Annotated in this window: 15 protein-coding genes and 1 pseudogene; 11 read left to right on the top strand and 5 right to left on the bottom strand. The window is 74.6% G+C overall.

What is annotated here, in order from left to right; translation table 11 throughout:
- Positions 1–6 precede the first annotated feature (6 nt).
- Entirely contained in the window at positions 7–756 is a 750-nt protein-coding gene (locus HUT06_RS37240; protein ID WP_176200008.1) for a GntR family transcriptional regulator, read from the bottom strand.
- Positions 757–1,244: 488 nt separating this feature from the next.
- Between HUT06_RS37240 and nagA the strand changes: the two genes are divergently transcribed.
- The 7 genes and pseudogenes from nagA (at position 1,245) to ptsP (ending at position 6,850) form a co-directional block, all read left to right on the top strand.
- Complete coding sequence (gene nagA / locus HUT06_RS37235; protein ID WP_176200007.1) at positions 1,245–2,405, top strand: N-acetylglucosamine-6-phosphate deacetylase; 1,161 nt, start codon at positions 1,245–1,247, stop codon at positions 2,403–2,405.
- Entirely contained in the window at positions 2,402–3,442 is a 1,041-nt protein-coding gene (locus HUT06_RS37230) for an SIS domain-containing protein (RefSeq protein ID WP_254715589.1), read from the top strand. The genes nagA and HUT06_RS37230 overlap by 4 nt, the downstream gene beginning before the upstream one ends.
- Before the next feature lie 22 nt (positions 3,443–3,464).
- Positions 3,465–3,701 (top strand): annotated as a pseudogene (locus HUT06_RS37225) (glucose PTS transporter subunit EIIB); the annotation flags it as partial.
- A 32-nt stretch (positions 3,702–3,733) separates the two neighbouring features.
- Positions 3,734–4,183, top strand: coding sequence for a PTS glucose transporter subunit IIA (locus HUT06_RS37220; protein WP_176200006.1), 450 nt, complete (start codon positions 3,734–3,736; stop codon positions 4,181–4,183).
- Positions 4,184–4,201: 18 nt separating this feature from the next.
- Entirely contained in the window at positions 4,202–4,879 is a 678-nt protein-coding gene (locus HUT06_RS37215; protein WP_176200005.1) for an HAD family phosphatase, read from the top strand.
- Positions 4,880–4,892: 13 nt separating this feature from the next.
- On the top strand, positions 4,893–5,165 hold the full coding sequence (locus HUT06_RS37210; RefSeq protein ID WP_176200004.1) for an HPr family phosphocarrier protein: 273 nt from the start codon (positions 4,893–4,895) through the stop codon (positions 5,163–5,165).
- 2 nt (positions 5,166–5,167) lie between these two features.
- Positions 5,168–6,850 carry a phosphoenolpyruvate--protein phosphotransferase gene (gene ptsP, locus HUT06_RS37205; RefSeq protein ID WP_176200003.1) on the top strand — a complete coding sequence of 561 codons (1,683 nt, stop codon included), beginning with the start codon at positions 5,168–5,170 and terminating at the stop codon, positions 6,848–6,850.
- 83 nt (positions 6,851–6,933) lie between these two features.
- Here the strand turns inward: ptsP and HUT06_RS37200 are convergent, their stop codons facing one another.
- The 3 genes from HUT06_RS37200 to HUT06_RS37190 form a co-directional block, all read right to left on the bottom strand.
- Complete coding sequence (locus HUT06_RS37200) at positions 6,934–7,449, bottom strand: hypothetical protein (RefSeq protein WP_176200002.1); 516 nt, start codon at positions 7,447–7,449, stop codon at positions 6,934–6,936.
- A 70-nt stretch (positions 7,450–7,519) separates the two neighbouring features.
- Positions 7,520–9,166: a glycoside hydrolase family 3 protein gene (locus HUT06_RS37195; RefSeq protein ID WP_176200001.1), complete on the bottom strand. Its 1,647-nt coding sequence runs from the start codon at positions 9,164–9,166 to the stop codon at positions 7,520–7,522.
- 355 nt (positions 9,167–9,521) lie between these two features.
- The gene (locus HUT06_RS37190; protein WP_254715588.1) at positions 9,522–10,811 is read right to left on the bottom strand and encodes an N-acetylglucosamine kinase; all 1,290 of its coding nucleotides are present in this window, start codon (positions 10,809–10,811) and stop codon (positions 9,522–9,524) included.
- Positions 10,812–10,872: 61 nt separating this feature from the next.
- Here HUT06_RS37190 and HUT06_RS37185 point away from each other — a divergent pair, with 61 nt between their 5' ends.
- Both HUT06_RS37185 and murQ read left to right on the top strand, forming a co-directional pair.
- Positions 10,873–11,850, top strand: coding sequence for a MurR/RpiR family transcriptional regulator (locus HUT06_RS37185; RefSeq protein WP_240808349.1), 978 nt, complete (start codon positions 10,873–10,875; stop codon positions 11,848–11,850).
- Complete coding sequence (murQ, locus tag HUT06_RS37180; protein WP_176200000.1) at positions 11,847–12,743, top strand: N-acetylmuramic acid 6-phosphate etherase; 897 nt, start codon at positions 11,847–11,849, stop codon at positions 12,741–12,743. Before HUT06_RS37185 ends, murQ begins: the two co-directional genes overlap by 4 nt.
- Positions 12,744–12,888: 145 nt before the next feature.
- Here the strand turns inward: murQ and HUT06_RS37175 are convergent, their stop codons facing one another.
- Positions 12,889–14,085 carry an acyl-CoA dehydrogenase family protein gene (locus tag HUT06_RS37175; protein ID WP_176199999.1) on the bottom strand — a complete coding sequence of 399 codons (1,197 nt, stop codon included), beginning with the start codon at positions 14,083–14,085 and terminating at the stop codon, positions 12,889–12,891.
- 60 nt (positions 14,086–14,145) lie between these two features.
- Between HUT06_RS37175 and HUT06_RS37170 the strand changes: the two genes are divergently transcribed.
- Positions 14,146–14,793, top strand: a complete 648-nt coding sequence (locus tag HUT06_RS37170) for an HAD family phosphatase (protein WP_176199998.1) — start codon at positions 14,146–14,148, stop codon at positions 14,791–14,793.
- A gap of 23 nt (positions 14,794–14,816) precedes the next feature.
- Positions 14,817–15,326 (top strand): hypothetical protein, encoded by a 510-nt coding sequence (locus HUT06_RS37165; protein ID WP_176199997.1) that lies wholly within the window; start codon positions 14,817–14,819, stop codon positions 15,324–15,326.
- Positions 15,327–15,436 lie beyond the last annotated feature (110 nt).

Below are 15,436 nucleotides of genomic sequence, written 5' to 3'. Positions count from 1 at the left end.
TCCTCCTCAGGGGTGTTCGGAGTGCGGCGGGGGGTTTCCGAGGGCCGTGTGGATCTGGTAGCGGTCCGCCCGGTAGGTCGACACGCCCAGCTCGGCGCACACCCCTCCGGTGTACGAGCGGCGTTGCAGGAGCAGCACGGCGCTGCCCCGGGCGATCTGCAGGTGCCTGGCGTCGGTCGCGTCGGCCAGGCTGGCGTCGATGGTCTGGTCGCCCGCGTCGAAGACCAGCCCGTACACCGCTTCGAGGACGCCGTACAGGGAGCGGTCGGCGAGCCGGCGGTCGAGCAGGTCGGGGGCGAGCGAGGCCAGGATGTGCGCGCGTTCGAGGGCCATGGGCTCCCCGTCGGCGGTGCGCAGGCGCTCGATGACGTGGATCTGGGTGCCGGGTTCGACGTCGAAGATGCGGGCGAGCCGGGCGTCGGCCGGGGCGGTCCGCCGGTCGAGGTCGATCGCGCCCGGCCGCAGCCCGCGGGCCAGCATGTCCTCGGTGAAGGAGACGAGCCGCAGCGGCATCTCGATCTTGGGCCGGGCGACGAAGGTGCCCTTGCCGGGGACGCGGTAGAGGCGCCCCTCGGAGACGAGCTGGTCGACGCCCTGCCGGACGGTCATGCGGGAGAGCTCGTACCGGCCGCACAGCTCGCGCTCCGAGGGGATCGGGGCGTCGACGGGCAGCTCCGCGCTCTCGATGAGGTCGAGCAGGATCGCCCGGAGCTGGAAGTACTTCGGTACGGGACTGTGCGGATCGATGGTGGTCACGGGGGTCCTCGATGGCCGGGGGCCGGATCGACGGGGTTCGCCGGGTTTCGACGGAAGAGTGGACTGGCGGTGATTTAGACGGTATGCGATTTGGTTCGTACTGGTCTAGGCCGGACTAGACCACATGACCGAAAGGCATGTCAATGCACGAATTTATAACGACCTGGTCACGCCGCGACGGCGCCAAGATCAAAGAATCCGCAGGTCAGGGCGCCCTCGCGGACGCGGCGTCCGCTTCGCCCGGACCGTCCTGACCTCTTCGGGCCGCCGCCGCGCCGCCCGCCCCCCTGGCCGCCACGCCGACCGCCACGCCGCCCGCCGTCCGGCCCTCGCGCGGAGCGGTACTGCCCGCCGGACGAGTTTCGCCCCGCATCTTCATCTCCATCCGATTCGTGGAGTATGGTGCGTACTGGTCTAGTCCGGACTAGACCAGTTGAACCCGGAGGAACCGGCCCCCGCGACCGGTCGCGTCACAGAGAGCGCGCACCATGGCATCACTACTGATCACGGCCTCCCGCATGATCATGACCCCCGCCGAGGGTCCTACCCGCGTGGTCTCCCCGGGATACGTCCGAGTGGCGGACGGGGTCATCGCCGAGGCCGGCGAAGGCCGCCCCCCGGGCGCTCCCGACGTCGACCTGCCCGACGGCCTGCTCGCGCCCGGTCTGGTCGACCTCCAGGTCAACGGCTACTACGGCCACGACATGGTCGACGCGGACGAAGCCGGCTGGCGCACCGTCGTCTCCCGGCTCCCCGAGACGGGCGTCACCGCGTTCCTCCCCACCTTCATCACCGCCCCGGTCGAGACGCAGGCCGCCGCGCTCCGCCGCACCCGCGACCTCCTGCCGGACCTCCCGGACGGGACGCGCGTCCTCGGCGTCCACCTCGAAGGCCCGTTCCTGTCGGAGAAGCGCAAGGGCGCGCACAACGCCGCCCACCTCACCGACCCGACGCCCGAGGCGCTCAAGCCGCTGCTGGAGACGGGCCTGGTCAAGCTGGTCACGCTCGCGCCCGAGCGCGACGGCGCGCTGGCGGCGATCCGCGCGCTGACCGCCGCCGGGGTCCTGGTCAGCGTCGGGCACAGTGCCGCGACCGCCGACCAGACCGCCGCCGCGGCCGACGCCGGCGCCCGCATGGTGACCCACATCTTCAACGCGCAGACCGGCGTCCACCACCGCGACCCGGGCGTCGCCGTGCAGGCGCTGATCGACGACCGGCTCAGCCCCGGCCTCATCCTCGACCTGCACCACGTGTCGGGGAAGGTCGCGCAGCTGGTGTTCCACGCCGCGCCGGGCCGGGTCGTGCTCGTCACCGACGCCGCGTCCGCCGCCGGGATGCCGCCCGGCACCTACGAGCTGGGCGGCGAGCCCATCACGATGCCCGAGCAGGGCCCGCCGCTGCGCGCCGACGGCACCATCGCCGGGTCCGGCCTGCGGCTGGACGAGGCCGTCGGCAACGCGATCGGCCTCGGCATCGGCACGGCCGCGGCGGTGGACGCCGCGACACGGATTCCGGCCGACCTCATCGGCCGTCCCGACCTGGGCCGGATCGCGCCCGGTGCAACCGCCGACCTCGTGTGGCTGGGGCCGGACCACCGGGCGCGTACCACGTGGGTGGGCGGGCAGAAACTCTTCGGAGGGGGATCATGACCAGTCAGATGCGCGCCGAGATCGGCGAGCAGCCGGACGCGCTGCGCCGGACGATCGACGCGCTCCTCCCGCGCACCGCGGACCTCGCGGCGCTCGCGCGGGAGACCCGGCAGGTGCTGTTCATCGCGCGCGGCTCGTCCGACAACGCCGCGGTGTACGGGCGGTACCTGGTGGAGTCGCAGGCGGGCCGGCTGGCCACCCTCGCGGCGCCGTCCATCGCCACCGCCTACAAGCGCAAGGTGGACCTGGACGGCGTGCTCGCCGTCGCGATCAGCCAGTCCGGCAAGACCGAGGAGATCGTCGAGACCCTCGACTGGGCGAAGGACTGCGGCGCCCGGACGGTCGCGGTCACCAACGGCGCTGGCTCGCCGCTGGCCGAGGCCGCCGAGGTCGCGCTGGTCACGGACGCGGGCGACGAGATCGCCGTCCCGGCCACCAAGACCTACACCACGCAGCTCGCCGCGCTGGCGGTGTTCGGGCTCGGGCTCGGCGCGGACGTCGCCGCCGGCGACCTGCGCCGCGTCCCCGACGAGGTCGCCCGGATGATCGAGCTGACCGAGGCGTCGCCGGCGCTGCCGGAGATCGTCGCGGAGCTGGCGCAGGTCCCGGGCGCGGTGGTGTCCGGGCGCGGCATCGCGTTCGGCACCGCGCTGGAGCTGGCGCTGAAGATCAAGGAGGCGTGCTACCTGCACGCCATGGGCCTGTCCTACGCCGACCTGCTGCACGGCCCGATCGCCGTCGTGGACGCGCAGACCCCCGCGCTGCTGGTCGCCGCCGACTCCGGGCCGACGCTGCCCGGCACCGTCGCGCTGGCCCGCCGCGTCGAGGGCGCCGGCGCCCGCGCGTTCGGCGTCGGCGGCGGCGCGGAGCTGGCCGCCGCGTGCTCGGCCGCGCTGCCGGGTCCCGCGCTGCCCGAGTGGGTGGCGCCGCTCGGCCTCATCGTGCCCGGCCAGATCATGGTCGAGAACCTCGCCCGCGGGCTCGGCGTCGACCCCGACGTCCCCCGCGGGCTCAACAAGGTCACCCAGACCGACTGACCCCCGAGCGAGAGAAGAGAAGGACATGGACAAGGCCGAGGCCATCATCGCGGCGCTGGGCGGCGCGGACAACATCATCGAGATCGAGCCCTGCGCGACCCGGCTGCGCACCGAGGTCGAGGACGGCGACAAGGTCGACGAGGCCGGCCTGAAGAAGGCGGGCGCGTACGGCGTGATGCGCAGCGGCGGCGTCGTGCAGGTCGTCGTGGGCCCGGACGCCGACACCATCGCCAGCGACATCGAGGACATCCTCGACTGACCCCAGCCACAGGAGCAAGGGAAGGCCCTCCCATGACCCGAGTACTGTCCCCGGTCACCGGCCGGGTCGTCGGCCTCGCCGGCGTCCCGGACCCGGTCTTCGCCCAGGCCATGGTGGGCCCGGGCACGGCCGTCGACCCCGAGCGCGCGCCGAGCCGGGCCATCGCGCCCGTCACGGGCAAGATCGTCAAGCTGCATCCGCACGCCTACGTCGTGGTGGACGCCGAGGGCCACGGCGTCCTCGTCCACCTCGGCATCGACACCGTCAAGCTGAAGGGCGAGGGCTTCGAGCTGCTCGCCGCCGAGGGCGACGAGGTGACCGCCGGGCAGCCGGTCGTCGGCTGGAACCCCGCGGTGATCGAGGCGGGCGGCCGCTCGCCGATCTGCGCGGTGGTGGCGCTGGACGCGAACGCCGACGCCCTGTCGGACGTCGCCGAGTCGGGCGAGGTGACGAAAGGGGCCGAGCTCTTCACATGGAGCTGAGCACATGGAGCTGACCGGATGGCGGTGATCGGGCTCGGCGCGGCGGTGTTCGACCTCGACGGCACCCTCATCGACACCGAGCCGCGCAACCGCGTGATGTGGTCGCGGCTGTTCGACGCGCACGGCGTCCCGTGGGACGACGCGCTGATCGCCTCGTTCGCGGGGCGGCGGGGGCTGGAGGTGCTGCGCGACCTCGCGCACCTGTTCCCCGGCCGGGCGGTCGAGGAGCTGTTCGAGCAGGCGGTGTCCTACGAGTCGCTGCCGGGGATGCCGGCGGTCGCGCCCGTCCCCGGCGCCGTCGACCTCGTGCGGTCGCTGGCGGACGCGGGGGTGCCGCTGGCGGTGGTGACCTCCGGGCAGCGCCCGTACGCCGAGCGGCTGCTGGCCGAACTCGGCATCCGCGACCTGCTGGACCTGGTGCTGACCGCCGGGGACGTCGTCACCGGCAAGCCGCACCCGGAGGGCTACCTGGCCGCCGCGCGCGACCTGGACGTCCCGCCGCAGGAGGCGGTCGGGTTCGAGGACGCCCCCGCGGGCGTGGCGGCCGTGAAGGCCGCGGGCATGACCTGCGTGGGCGTCATCACCACGCAGCCGGCGGGCGCGCTCGCCGAGGCCGACCACGTGGTGGCCGATTTTCAGGAAGTGGACGTCGTGCCGGGCCCCGCGCTGCGGGTGCGGGGCCTGGCACTGAACTAGGTAGGAGTGTGCCGTGACCGAGCGCAACGTCAAGATCGAGTCCAGGGTGGGGCTGCACGCGCGGCCGGCCGCGCTGTTCGTCCAGACCGCGGCCAAGGCCCCGATGGACGTGACCGTGGCCAAGCGCGGCGGCGACCCGGTGAACGCCAAGAGCATCCTCGCGGTGCTGGGGCTGGACGCCCGGCACGGCGAGGAGGTCGTCCTGTCCGCGGACGGCGAGGGCGCCGACGAACTGCTGGACGGCCTGGAGAAACTGCTGTCCACGCCGGAGCCCGAGGAGGCCTAGGGGTGGCCGGCGTACTGCAGGGCGCGGGAGTCAGCCCGGGGGTCGGCGCCGGTCCGGTGCTGCGCGTCGCCGGGGACGTCCCGGAGCCGCCGGCCGGTGACCGGCACGGCGGGGACGCGGCGGCGGAGCGGGCCGCGGCGCTGGCCGCGCTGGAGGCCGTCGCGGCCGACCTGGAGGCGCGCGGTGAGCGCGCCGCCGCGGCCGGCAACACCGACGGCCGGGACGTGCTGAACGCGCAGGCGCTGATGGCCCGCGACCCGGGCCTCGCCGACGGCGTCGGCGCCAAGGTCGGCGAGGGCGTCGCGGCGGCGCGCGCGGTGTTCGAGGCGTTCGGCGTCTACCGGGAGATGCTCGCCGGGGCGGGCGAGTATCTCGCGGCGCGCGTCGCCGACCTGGACGACATCCGCGACCGCGCGGTCGCCCGGCTGCTCGGCCTGCCGGTGCCGGGCGTCCCGGAGTCCGCCGAGCCGTTCGTGCTCGTCGCCCGGGACCTGGCCCCGGCCGACACGGCCGTCCTCGACCCGGCGCAGGTCGTCGCGTTCGTCACCGAGGAGGGCGGGCCGACCAGCCACACCGCGATCATCGCCCGGACGATGGGCGTGCCCGCGGTCGTGGCGCTGCCGGGCGCGGCCTCGCTCGCCGACGGCACCCGCGTGCTCGTCGACGGCGCCGCCGGGACGGTGCGGCTCGACCCGTCCGAGGAGGAGGTGCGGTCGGCGCGCGCCGCGGCCGCCGCCCGGGGGGCGGCGCTCGCGGAGTTCACCGGGCCGGGCGCGACCGCCGACGGCCACGGGGTCCCGCTGCTCGCCAACATCGGCGGGCCGAAGGACCTGGAGTCGGCGCTGGCGAACGGCGCCGAGGGCGTCGGCCTGTACCGCACCGAGTTCCTGTTCCTGGACCGCGCGACCCCGCCGTCGGACGCGGAGCAGGAGGAGGCGTACCGCAAGGTGCTGGAGGCGTTCCCGGGGGGCCGCGTGGTCGTCCGGACGCTCGACGCCGGCGCCGACAAGCCGCTGGCGTTCCTGCCCGCGCCCGGCGAGGAGCCGAACCCGGCGCTCGGCGAGCGGGGCGTGCGGATGTCGGTGCGGCACCCGGACGTGCTGGCCGCGCAGCTGGCCGCGCTGGCCCGCGCCGCCGCCGGGCTGAGCGCCAAGCTCCAGGTCATGGCCCCGATGGTGACGGACGCGGCGGACGCCTCCTGGTTCGCGGAGCGGTGCCGGGAGGCCGGCATCGCCCATCCCGGCGTCATGATCGAGGTGCCGGCGGCCGCGCTGCGCGCCCGCGACATCGCCGCCGAGGTGGAGTTCTTCAGCATCGGCACCAACGACCTGACGCAGTACGCGTGCGCGGCGGACCGGCAGGTCGGCGGCCTCGCCCACCTCCAGGACCCGTGGCAGCCCGCCGTCCTCGACCTGGTCGCCCCGGCGGCCGGCGCGGGCGTCCCGTGCGGGGTCTGCGGGGAGGCGGCCGGCGACCCGGCGCTCGCGTGCGTGCTGGTCGGGCTCGGGGTGACGTCGCTGTCGATGAGCGCCCCGTCGCTGCCGCTGGTGCGGGCCGCGCTCGCCAAGCACACCCTGGAGCAGTGCCGGGAGGCCGCCGCGGCGGCGCGCGGGGCCCGCACGGCCGAGGAGGCCCGTGGCGCCGCGCGCGTCCACCTGCCCGGTCTCGCCGAACTGGGGCTGTGACGGTCAGACGGTGATCTGCCGGGTCAGACGGTGATCTGCCAGGTCAGACGGTGATCGGCCAGGTCAGACGGTGATCTGCCAGGTCAGACGGTGATCTGCCAGTAGGCGCCGGTCTTGCGGAGGGTGAAGCTCGCCGCCAGCGGCCCGCCCGCGCGGGCGGGCTCACCCTTCCAGGCCAGGTCCTCGAAGCGGACCGTGTACTCGCCGTCGCCCGGCCCCGGCTCGCAGGTGGGGACGGTCACGCCGCGCAGCGCCGCGATGTCCTGCGGGCGCAGCTTCGCGCGGGCCGCCGCGAGGCCGGAGCGGCACGCGGCGGGCCCGCCGAACGCCTCCCGCTGGTAGGCGGGCGTCAGGTAGGCGCACACCTTGGCGTTGCCCGCCGCGAGGCCGCGCAGGTACTTGTAGAGGACGAGCCGCGCCGGGAAGGTCTGCTTCGCGGACGCCGTCGCCGCCGTGGACGCGGGCGCGTCGAAGAACTGCGAGTCGCCGGGCTCCGGGGTGAGCGGCGGCATCGTGACCTCGTCCTGCCCGCCGCAGGCGCCGAGGCCCAGCAGCGGGAGGACGAGCAGCGCGGCGGTGAGCAGCGGACGGGCGTGCACGGCGACCTCCCGGGGGGAAGAAGGCGGCCCGATCCTCCCAGGAAGCGGCCCCCGCGTCCATCGCCCCCGGTTACGGGTAGCCGAGGCCGTACCCGGCGCGCTGCCCGCCGGCGGGGACCGGGAGCTTCCCGGTCGGCTTCACCGCGCCGCTCAGCACCCCGGCCAGGGCGTTCACCGACACGGCGCTGGAGGAGTAGGCGGCGAGCGACGCCTGCGCGCCGCCTGCCGCGTCGAGGTCGTAGGGGCGGCCGAGCGCGGCGACGACGACGGGCTTCGGGCCGAGCGCGCGGACCCGGGCCGCGGTCGCCGATCCGGCGTTCTGCGTGGTCAGGACGGTGACGTCGGCGGCGCCGGGGGCGGCGGTCGCGACGCCCCGGCGGCGCAGCGCCGCCTGGAGCCGGTCGGCGCCCGGCCCGGTCACGGCGACCTTCTTCCCCTTGAGCGGCAGCAGGCCGCCCTTGTTGCGGACGAGCGTGATCGAATGCTCGGCGACCCGCCGGGCCGCGGCCTTGTTCGCGGCCGTGCCGATCGCCGCGCCCGCCTTCGCCGGGTCGGCGGCCGTCCCGCCGAACAGGCCGCGCCGCTGCTTGAGCCGCAGGATGCGGGTGACCGACTCGTCCAGCCGCTTCTCGCTGATCTTCCCGGCGCGGACGGCCTTCAGCACCGCGTTGTAGGCGCGCGGCAGGCTCGGCGGCATCAGCAGCTGGTCGGCGCCCGCGCTGATCGCCCGCACCGGGACGGCGGCGTCGCCGTACTTCTCCCGGACGCCCGCCATCTCCAGCGAGTCGGTCGTGATGACGCCCTGGTAGCCGAGCTTGCCGCGCAGCAGCCCGGTCAGCACCGTCTTCGACAGCGTGGACGGGTCGCCCGACCGGTCGAGCCTCGGGACGACGAGGTGCGCCGTCATGATCATGTCGACGCCGGCCGTGACCGCCGCCTTGAACGGGGGCGCGTCGATCCGCTCCCACTCGCTCGGCGAGTGCTTGATGACCGGCAGCCCGGTGTGGCTGTCGACGGCGGTGTCGCCGTGCCCGGGGAAGTGCTTGGCGGCGGCGGCGACCCCGGCGTCCTGGTAGCCGCCGACCGCGCCGGTGACCATCCGGGCCGCGAGCGCCGGTTCGGAGCCGAACGAGCGCAGGCCGATCACCGGGTTGCGCGGGTTCACGTTGACGTCGGCGTCGGGCGCGTAGTCGAGGTTGATGCCGACCGCGCGCAACTCGGCGCCGGTGACGCGGGCGGCGGCGCGGGCGTCCGCCGGGTTCCGGGTGGCGCCGAGCGCCATGTTGCCGGGGAAGCGGGTGATGAACGGGGTGCGCGAGACGATGCCCTGCTCCTCGTCCACGCCGAGCAGCAGCGGGATCTCCGACGCCTTCTGCAGCGCGTTGGACTGCGCGGCCGTCTTCGCCGGGGAGCCGAAGTTGCGCGGGAAGTAGATGAGCCCGCCGACGTGGTATTTGCGGATCTTGGCGAGGGCGTCGGCGCGGCTGGCGAAGGTCGGCACGAACAGCTGCCCGACCTTCTCCTGCACGCTCATCTTCGCGACGTGGCCGGGGATCCACGCGTCCGGGGCGGGCGACGCGGCGTTCGGTGCGCCGGACGGCGTGCCGGACCCGGCGGACGGCGTCCGCCCGCCCTTGCCGCTCCCGCCGCCGCAGCCCGCGATCCCGCCGATCAGCAGGGCCGCCGCCGCGACCGCGAGGGGACGTGAAGCACGCACCTGACCAGGCCCCCCGACGTGGTCTCGGTTCCTCGCTCGCATCGGACGCCCGCGACGCTAGCCGCTCCCCGGCGCGCTGTCGACTCGATCTCCGGGCGCGCCCGCGCATGCCGCGGCGGGCGGGCGAGCGGGATGCCGGAACCTCACAGCGGGTGCTCGCGGCGACTGCCGCCCCACCGGCCACAGCGTGATCACGATGGACCCCTGACTCACCGGAGTCGGGCGGATCGTGTGGGGGTCCATCGCGATGAACCGGACGGCCGCGGTGCCGTCCATCCGTGCACCGGCCGGGCTGGGTCGGGGAGCAGCCGGACCGGGGGCCGGGCTTCAGCGGGTTCCGCCGTGGGCGGACCGCTCAGCCGGGCAGGGGGTGGCCGAGGCGGCGCAGCGCCATCCCGGCCGCGCCGACGGCTCCGTCGCCGGCGCAGCGCGGCGCCTCGTCGAAGCGGTCGCGCAACCCGGTGCGGACCGCCTCGGCGACGGGGCCTGCGCGGAGCACCGAGCCGTGCATCACAACGGGTGCCCCTGGGTCGGACAGGGCCGGGCGCACCGCGTCGACGTCGCGCAGCAGCCACTGCGCGGCCTCCTCGGTGATGCGCCTGGCCACGGGATCGCCGGCGGCCGCGGCGGCGGCGACCACCGGGCCGAGCCGGCCGAGGGCCGCGGGCGGGCGGCCGTAGACCTCCTTGATGATCGCCTGGGCGAGCCGGGGGTTCGGCGGCGTGCCGGGCAGTTCGGGGTGCCCGGACGGACCGGGGGCCGCCGGGTTGCCCGGCGGCCCCAGTGAACCGGGTGGCCCGGCTCCGGTGTGCCCGGGGCCCGGTGGCGCGCCGCCGGGCGGGGGATAGGGGACGGGGGGATGGGGCGAATCGTGGAGCAGCACGGCGGTGCCCGTGCCGCCCCCGCCGGGGGGTACCGCTCCGGAGCCGAGCGACGCGGCCTGCGCCGGCACCGGACCGCCCGGTGCGGGCGGTGCCGGTGAAGACGACGAAGGGGCGCCGGCCATGGCCAGCGCCCGGGGAAGGCGGGGTCTTCGCCGTTCCGCGTCGATCTCCGCGACGACGGTGGCGCCGAGCAGCGCCCGGGGGACCGAATCGGTGAGCAGCGTCGGGGAGCCGCGGCCGTCGTAGGCGGCGAGCGCCGCGCGGACGGCCTCCTTCCCGAGCCAGACCGCCGAACCCTCGTCCCCGACGAGCCAGCCGTAGCCGTCGGCGCGCTGCACGATCGTCCCGTCGCTGATGACCGCCGCGCCGGCGCCCGTGCCGGAGAACACCACGATGCCCTTGGGCTCGCTGGTTCCGGCGGCGAACGCCACCGCGATATCGGTCACCACCGCGGGCGAGCCGCGCAGCCCGACGCCCTGCCAGGCCTGCCGGGCCGCCGCGACGGCGGCGGGCCGGCCGGCCGAGCCGGCGCCGGCGATGCCGAACACGCCGGTGAGGATGTGGGTTCGGTCCAGGTCCCCGAGCGCCTCCCGCAGGGCGGTGGTCAGCGCCCCCGCGGTGTCGCCTCCGGAGTTGGGGTTGGCCCCCGGGCCGGTGCCGGAACCGGCCAGGGCACCCCCTAGCGTCAGCACGACGCAGCGGGTCTTCGTGCCACCCGCGTCGATACCGACCACGTAAGGACCGGCCAAATGGGTCAACACATGGCGACCGTAGCCTTTTCTACCGTTGACGTGACATCCTGTGCGTAAGAAAATTTCCTCCATGAGGAAACCCATCGGCCCTGAACAGGGCCCCGAGCGGGGGATCACGGGGGAGCCCGGCGCACCGCCGGAGACGGCGGCGCCGGGCCGGGACGCCACGCCGCTGAGCACGGTCGTGCGGGTCCGCTCCCTGCTGCCCTCGCTGCCCCCCGCCGAGCGAAGAGTGGCGCAACGCGTCATCGACGACCCCGAAGGGGTCGCCAACTCCACCATCACCGAACTGGCCCAGGCCTGCGGAACGTCCGAGACCACCGTCATCAGGTTCTGCCGCGCGATCGGGTTCCACGGCTACCCGGAGCTGCGGCTGACCCTCGCCACCGAGGCCGGGCGCGCGCAGAGCGCCAGCGGCGGACGGGTGATCGGCAGCGACATCAGCCCCGACGACTCCCTAGAGCAGATCGTGGAGAAGGTCACCTTCGCCGACGCCCGCGCCGTCGAGGAGACCGCCTCCCAGCTCGACATCAAGATGCTCGAACAGGTCGTGGACGCGGTCGTCGCCGCCGACCGGGTCGACGTCTACGGCGTCGGCGCCAGTGCGTTCGTCGCGGCCGACTTCCAGCAGAAGCTGCACCGCATCGGCCGCGTCTGCTCCGCCTGGGCGGACGCGCACATCATGCTGACCAGCGCCGCCGTCCTCGGCAACGGCGACGTGGCGATCGGCATCTCGCACACCGGCGCGACGGTGGAGACCATCGACGCGCTGGAGGTCGCGAAGACCCGGGGCGCCCGCACCGTGGCGCTCACCAACTTCCCGAAGTCCCCGATAGCGGAGGTGGCCGACCTCATCCTGACGACGGCCGCCCGGGAGACGACCTTCCGCTCCGGCGCCACCGCCAGCCGGCTGGCGCAGCTCACGGTGGTCGACTGCGTCTTCGTCGGAGTGGCGCAGCGCACCTACGGGCCGACCCGCAAGGCCCTGGAAGCCACGTTCGAGGCGGTCCGCGGGCGGACCGTGCGACCCGACCGGAGGCGTCGGTGATCGATTGCGAGCTCCCCACCGAGGGCCGGAACCCCCGCACCCTCGACGTCGACACGCTGCCGACCATGGAGGTGCTGCGCCTGATCAACTCCGAGGACGCGACCGTGCCGACGGTCGTCGCCTCCGTCCTGCCCGAGATCGCCCGGCTGGTGGACCTCGCGGTCGAGTCGCTGCGCGCCGGGGGCCGCGTGCACTACTTCGGCGCCGGCACGTCCGGCCGGCTCGCGGTGATCGACGCCGCCGAGCTGCCCCCGACGTTCGGCATCTGGGGCCGGGTGGTCGCGCACCACGCCGGCGGGCCGGGCGCGCTGTCGCAGGCGGTCTCCGACGTCGAGGACGACGCCGAACTCGGCCGCCGGGACGCCCGCGACGTCCGGCCCGGTGACGTCGCGGTCGGCATCGCGGCGAGCGGCCGCACCCCGTACGTGGTGGGGGCGCTGCGCGCCGCCGCCGCGGTCGGGGCGCGGACCGCGCTGATCAGCTGCAACCCGCACACCCCCTACGGGGACGAGGTGGAGGTGCACATCGGGCTCGCCACCGGGCCCGAGGTGATCAGCGGGTCCACCCGGATGAAGGCGGGCACGGCCACCAAGCTCGTGCTCAACTCCTTCTCCACCACGCTGATGATCAGGATGGGCCGTACCTACTCCAACCTGATGATCAGCGTGAACGCGCTCAACTCCAAGCTGCGGGCGCGGCTGGTGCGCATCCTCACCGAGGCCACCGGGATGGACGCCCGCACCTGCGAGAACGCGCTCGCCGAAGCCGGGGGCAACACCCGCGTCGCGCTGGTCTCGCTGCTCGGCGAGGTCCCCGCGGCGCGGGCGACGACGGTGCTGGAGGAGGCGGACGGCGGCGTCCGCGAGGCCCTCCAGCGGCTGAGGTCCGCCTGAGCGGGCCGGACATGTAAAGGGGACCGGTGCGGCGACGGCGCAGGGCCGTGCGCACCGGGAGGGACGGACCGGCGGGGGAGACGCCGGCCGATCAGGGGGGTCCGCGCCGTGCGAGCCGCGGCCGCGGTCGAGCACCCATGGCGGATCAGCTCTCGTAGCGGCGCAGTTCCTGCCGGGCGACGGTGCGCACGTGCACCTCGTCCGGACCGTCGAAGATCCGCATGGCGCGGACCCACGCGTACATCGCCGCGAGCGGCGTGTCGTCGGAGACCCCGGCGCCGCCGTGCACCTGGATCGCCCGGTCGAGCACCTCGTGGGCGATGCGGGGCACCACGACCTTGATCGCGGCGATCTCGGTCCGGGCGCCCTTGGAGCCGTGCCGGTCGATCAGCCAGGCCGTCTTCAGGGTGAGCAGCCGGGCCTGCTCGATGGCCATCCGCGACTCGGCGATCTGCTCGCGCACCACCCCCTGCTTCGCGAGCGGACCGCCGAACGCGACCCGCTCGACGGCGCGGCGGCACATCAGCTCCAGCGCCCGCTCCGCCATGCCGAGCGCCCGCATGGCGTGGTGGATGCGGCCCGGCCCGAGCCGCGCCTGCGCGATCATGAAGCCGTCGCCCTCGCCCGCGACCAGGTTCGACACCGGCACCCGGACGTCCTCGAACACGATCTCGGAGTGGCCGTGCTGGTCCTGGTAGCCGAACACGGGCAGCTGCCGGACGATCGTCAGCCCGGGAGTGTCGCGGGGCACCAGCACCTGCGACTGCTGCCGGTGGACGGGCCCGTCCGGGTCGGTCTTGCCCATCACGATGAAGATCTTGCAGCGCTCGTCGGCGGCGCCGGTGATGAACCACTTGCGGCCGTTGATCACGTACTCGTCGCCGTCCCGGACGATCGAGGTCTGGATGTTGGTGGCGTCCGAGCTCGCCACCTCCGGCTCGGTCATCGCGAACGCGGACCGGATCTCGCCGTTCAGCAGCGGCTCCAGCCACCGGCGCTTCTGCTCGTCCGTGCCGAACATGTGCAGGACTTCCATGTTCCCGGTATCGGGCGCGGCGCAGTTGACCGCCTCCGGCGCGAGGTCGGGCGACCGGCCGGTCAGCTCCGCGAGCGTCGCGTACTCCAGGTTCGTCAGCCCGGACACGTCCGGCAGGAACAGGTTCCACAGGCCGCGCCCGCGCGCCTCGGCCTTCAGCTCCTCGACGACCGGCGGCAGCGCGTGCGGGTCGTTCTCCGCCCGCCACGCCGCGTACACCGGCTCGGCCGGGTAGACGAACTCGTCCATGAACTCCTGGAGGCGGTCCTGGTACTCGCGTGCCTTCGGGCTGAGTTCGAAGTCCATGCGCGCATTCTGGCAGAACGGGATTCGGTTGAAGTGTCCGGGATCGCCTACCATCGGGGCGTGCCCTCAGAACGACCCGTGAAAGCCGTCATCACCGACTGGGGCGGCGTCCTCACCTCCCCGCTCAACGACGCCGTCGCCCTCTGGATCGCCGCCGACCGCATCGACGCCGACCACTACAGGAACGTCATGCGCGCCTGGGTGAAGCAGGCCTACGACGGCGCCGGGACCAACCCGATCCACGGGCTGGAGGACGGCTCGCTCCCGGTGGCCGAGTTCGAGCGCCGGCTCGCCGCCGAACTGCTCACCGTGGACGGCGGCCCCGTCGAGGCGCCGGGCCTGATCTCCCGCATGTTCGCCGCGTTCAGCCCCGTCGAGCCGATGTACGACGCGCTCCGCGCGGCCCGCGCCGCCGGGGCCCGCACCGCGCTGCTGTCCAACTCCTGGGGCAACGAGTACCCGCGCGACCTGTTCGCGGACCTGTTCGACGCGGTCGTGATCTCCGCCGAGGTCGGCATGCGCAAACCGGACGAGCGGATCTTCCGGCACGCCCTCGACCTGCTCGGCCTGGACGCCGCCGAGTGCGTGTTCATCGACGACATCGAGCACAACATCCGCGCCGCCGAGGCGCTCGGGATCCGCGGCATCCTGCACACCGACTCCGACACCACCATCGCCGAACTGCGCGCCATGGAGCTGCTGCCCTGACCGTCTGGCAGACTGCTGCCGTCATGCGCGTCTATCTGCCGTCCACGCTCACGCTCCTCGCCGGCGTCCACGCCGCGCGGGAGATCGGCCCCGCGCCGCTCGCCGCCCACGCCGTCACGCCCGCGCTGCGCGAGTGGTACGCGAGCGGCGACCTGGAGGAGCTGGAGTACGCGGCGATGACCGCCGCCGCCCGCGCCTCCCTCCGGCTGCTCGCCGCCGACCCGTCCGCCCCGCGCCGCCGCGTCGTGCTGGCCGCCGAGGTCCCCGACGCCGCCGTCACCTGGCCGCGCGGCGACGCCGCCCCCGCGGGCGGCGACCGCGCCCTGGTGGAGATCACCGCCGCCGTCCCGTGGAAGAAGATCGCCTCCGCCCACGTGGACGACCCCGGCGCCGCCGCCGACATCGCCGCCGCCGTCGAGGCCCTCCCCGCCGCCGACACCGGCGACGACGACGCCCGCTTCACCGTCGACGGCGCCGAAGGCCACGAACTCCTCTGGTACGCCACCCAAGAACTCCAACACCTCCTCGACTGACCAGCACCCAAAACGCCTTAGAGCAACGCCGGTGGTGTGCAGGGCCGGTGGTGTGCAGGGCCGGTGGTGTGCAGGGCCGGTGGTGTGCAGGGCCGGTGGTGTGCAGGGCC

Source organism: Actinomadura sp. NAK00032 (assembly GCF_013364275.1).
GTDB lineage: Bacteria > Actinomycetota > Actinomycetes > Streptosporangiales > Streptosporangiaceae > Spirillospora.
The sequence above is the reverse complement of the archived record's forward strand: the minus strand, read 5'-3'. Positions and strand labels throughout refer to the sequence as shown.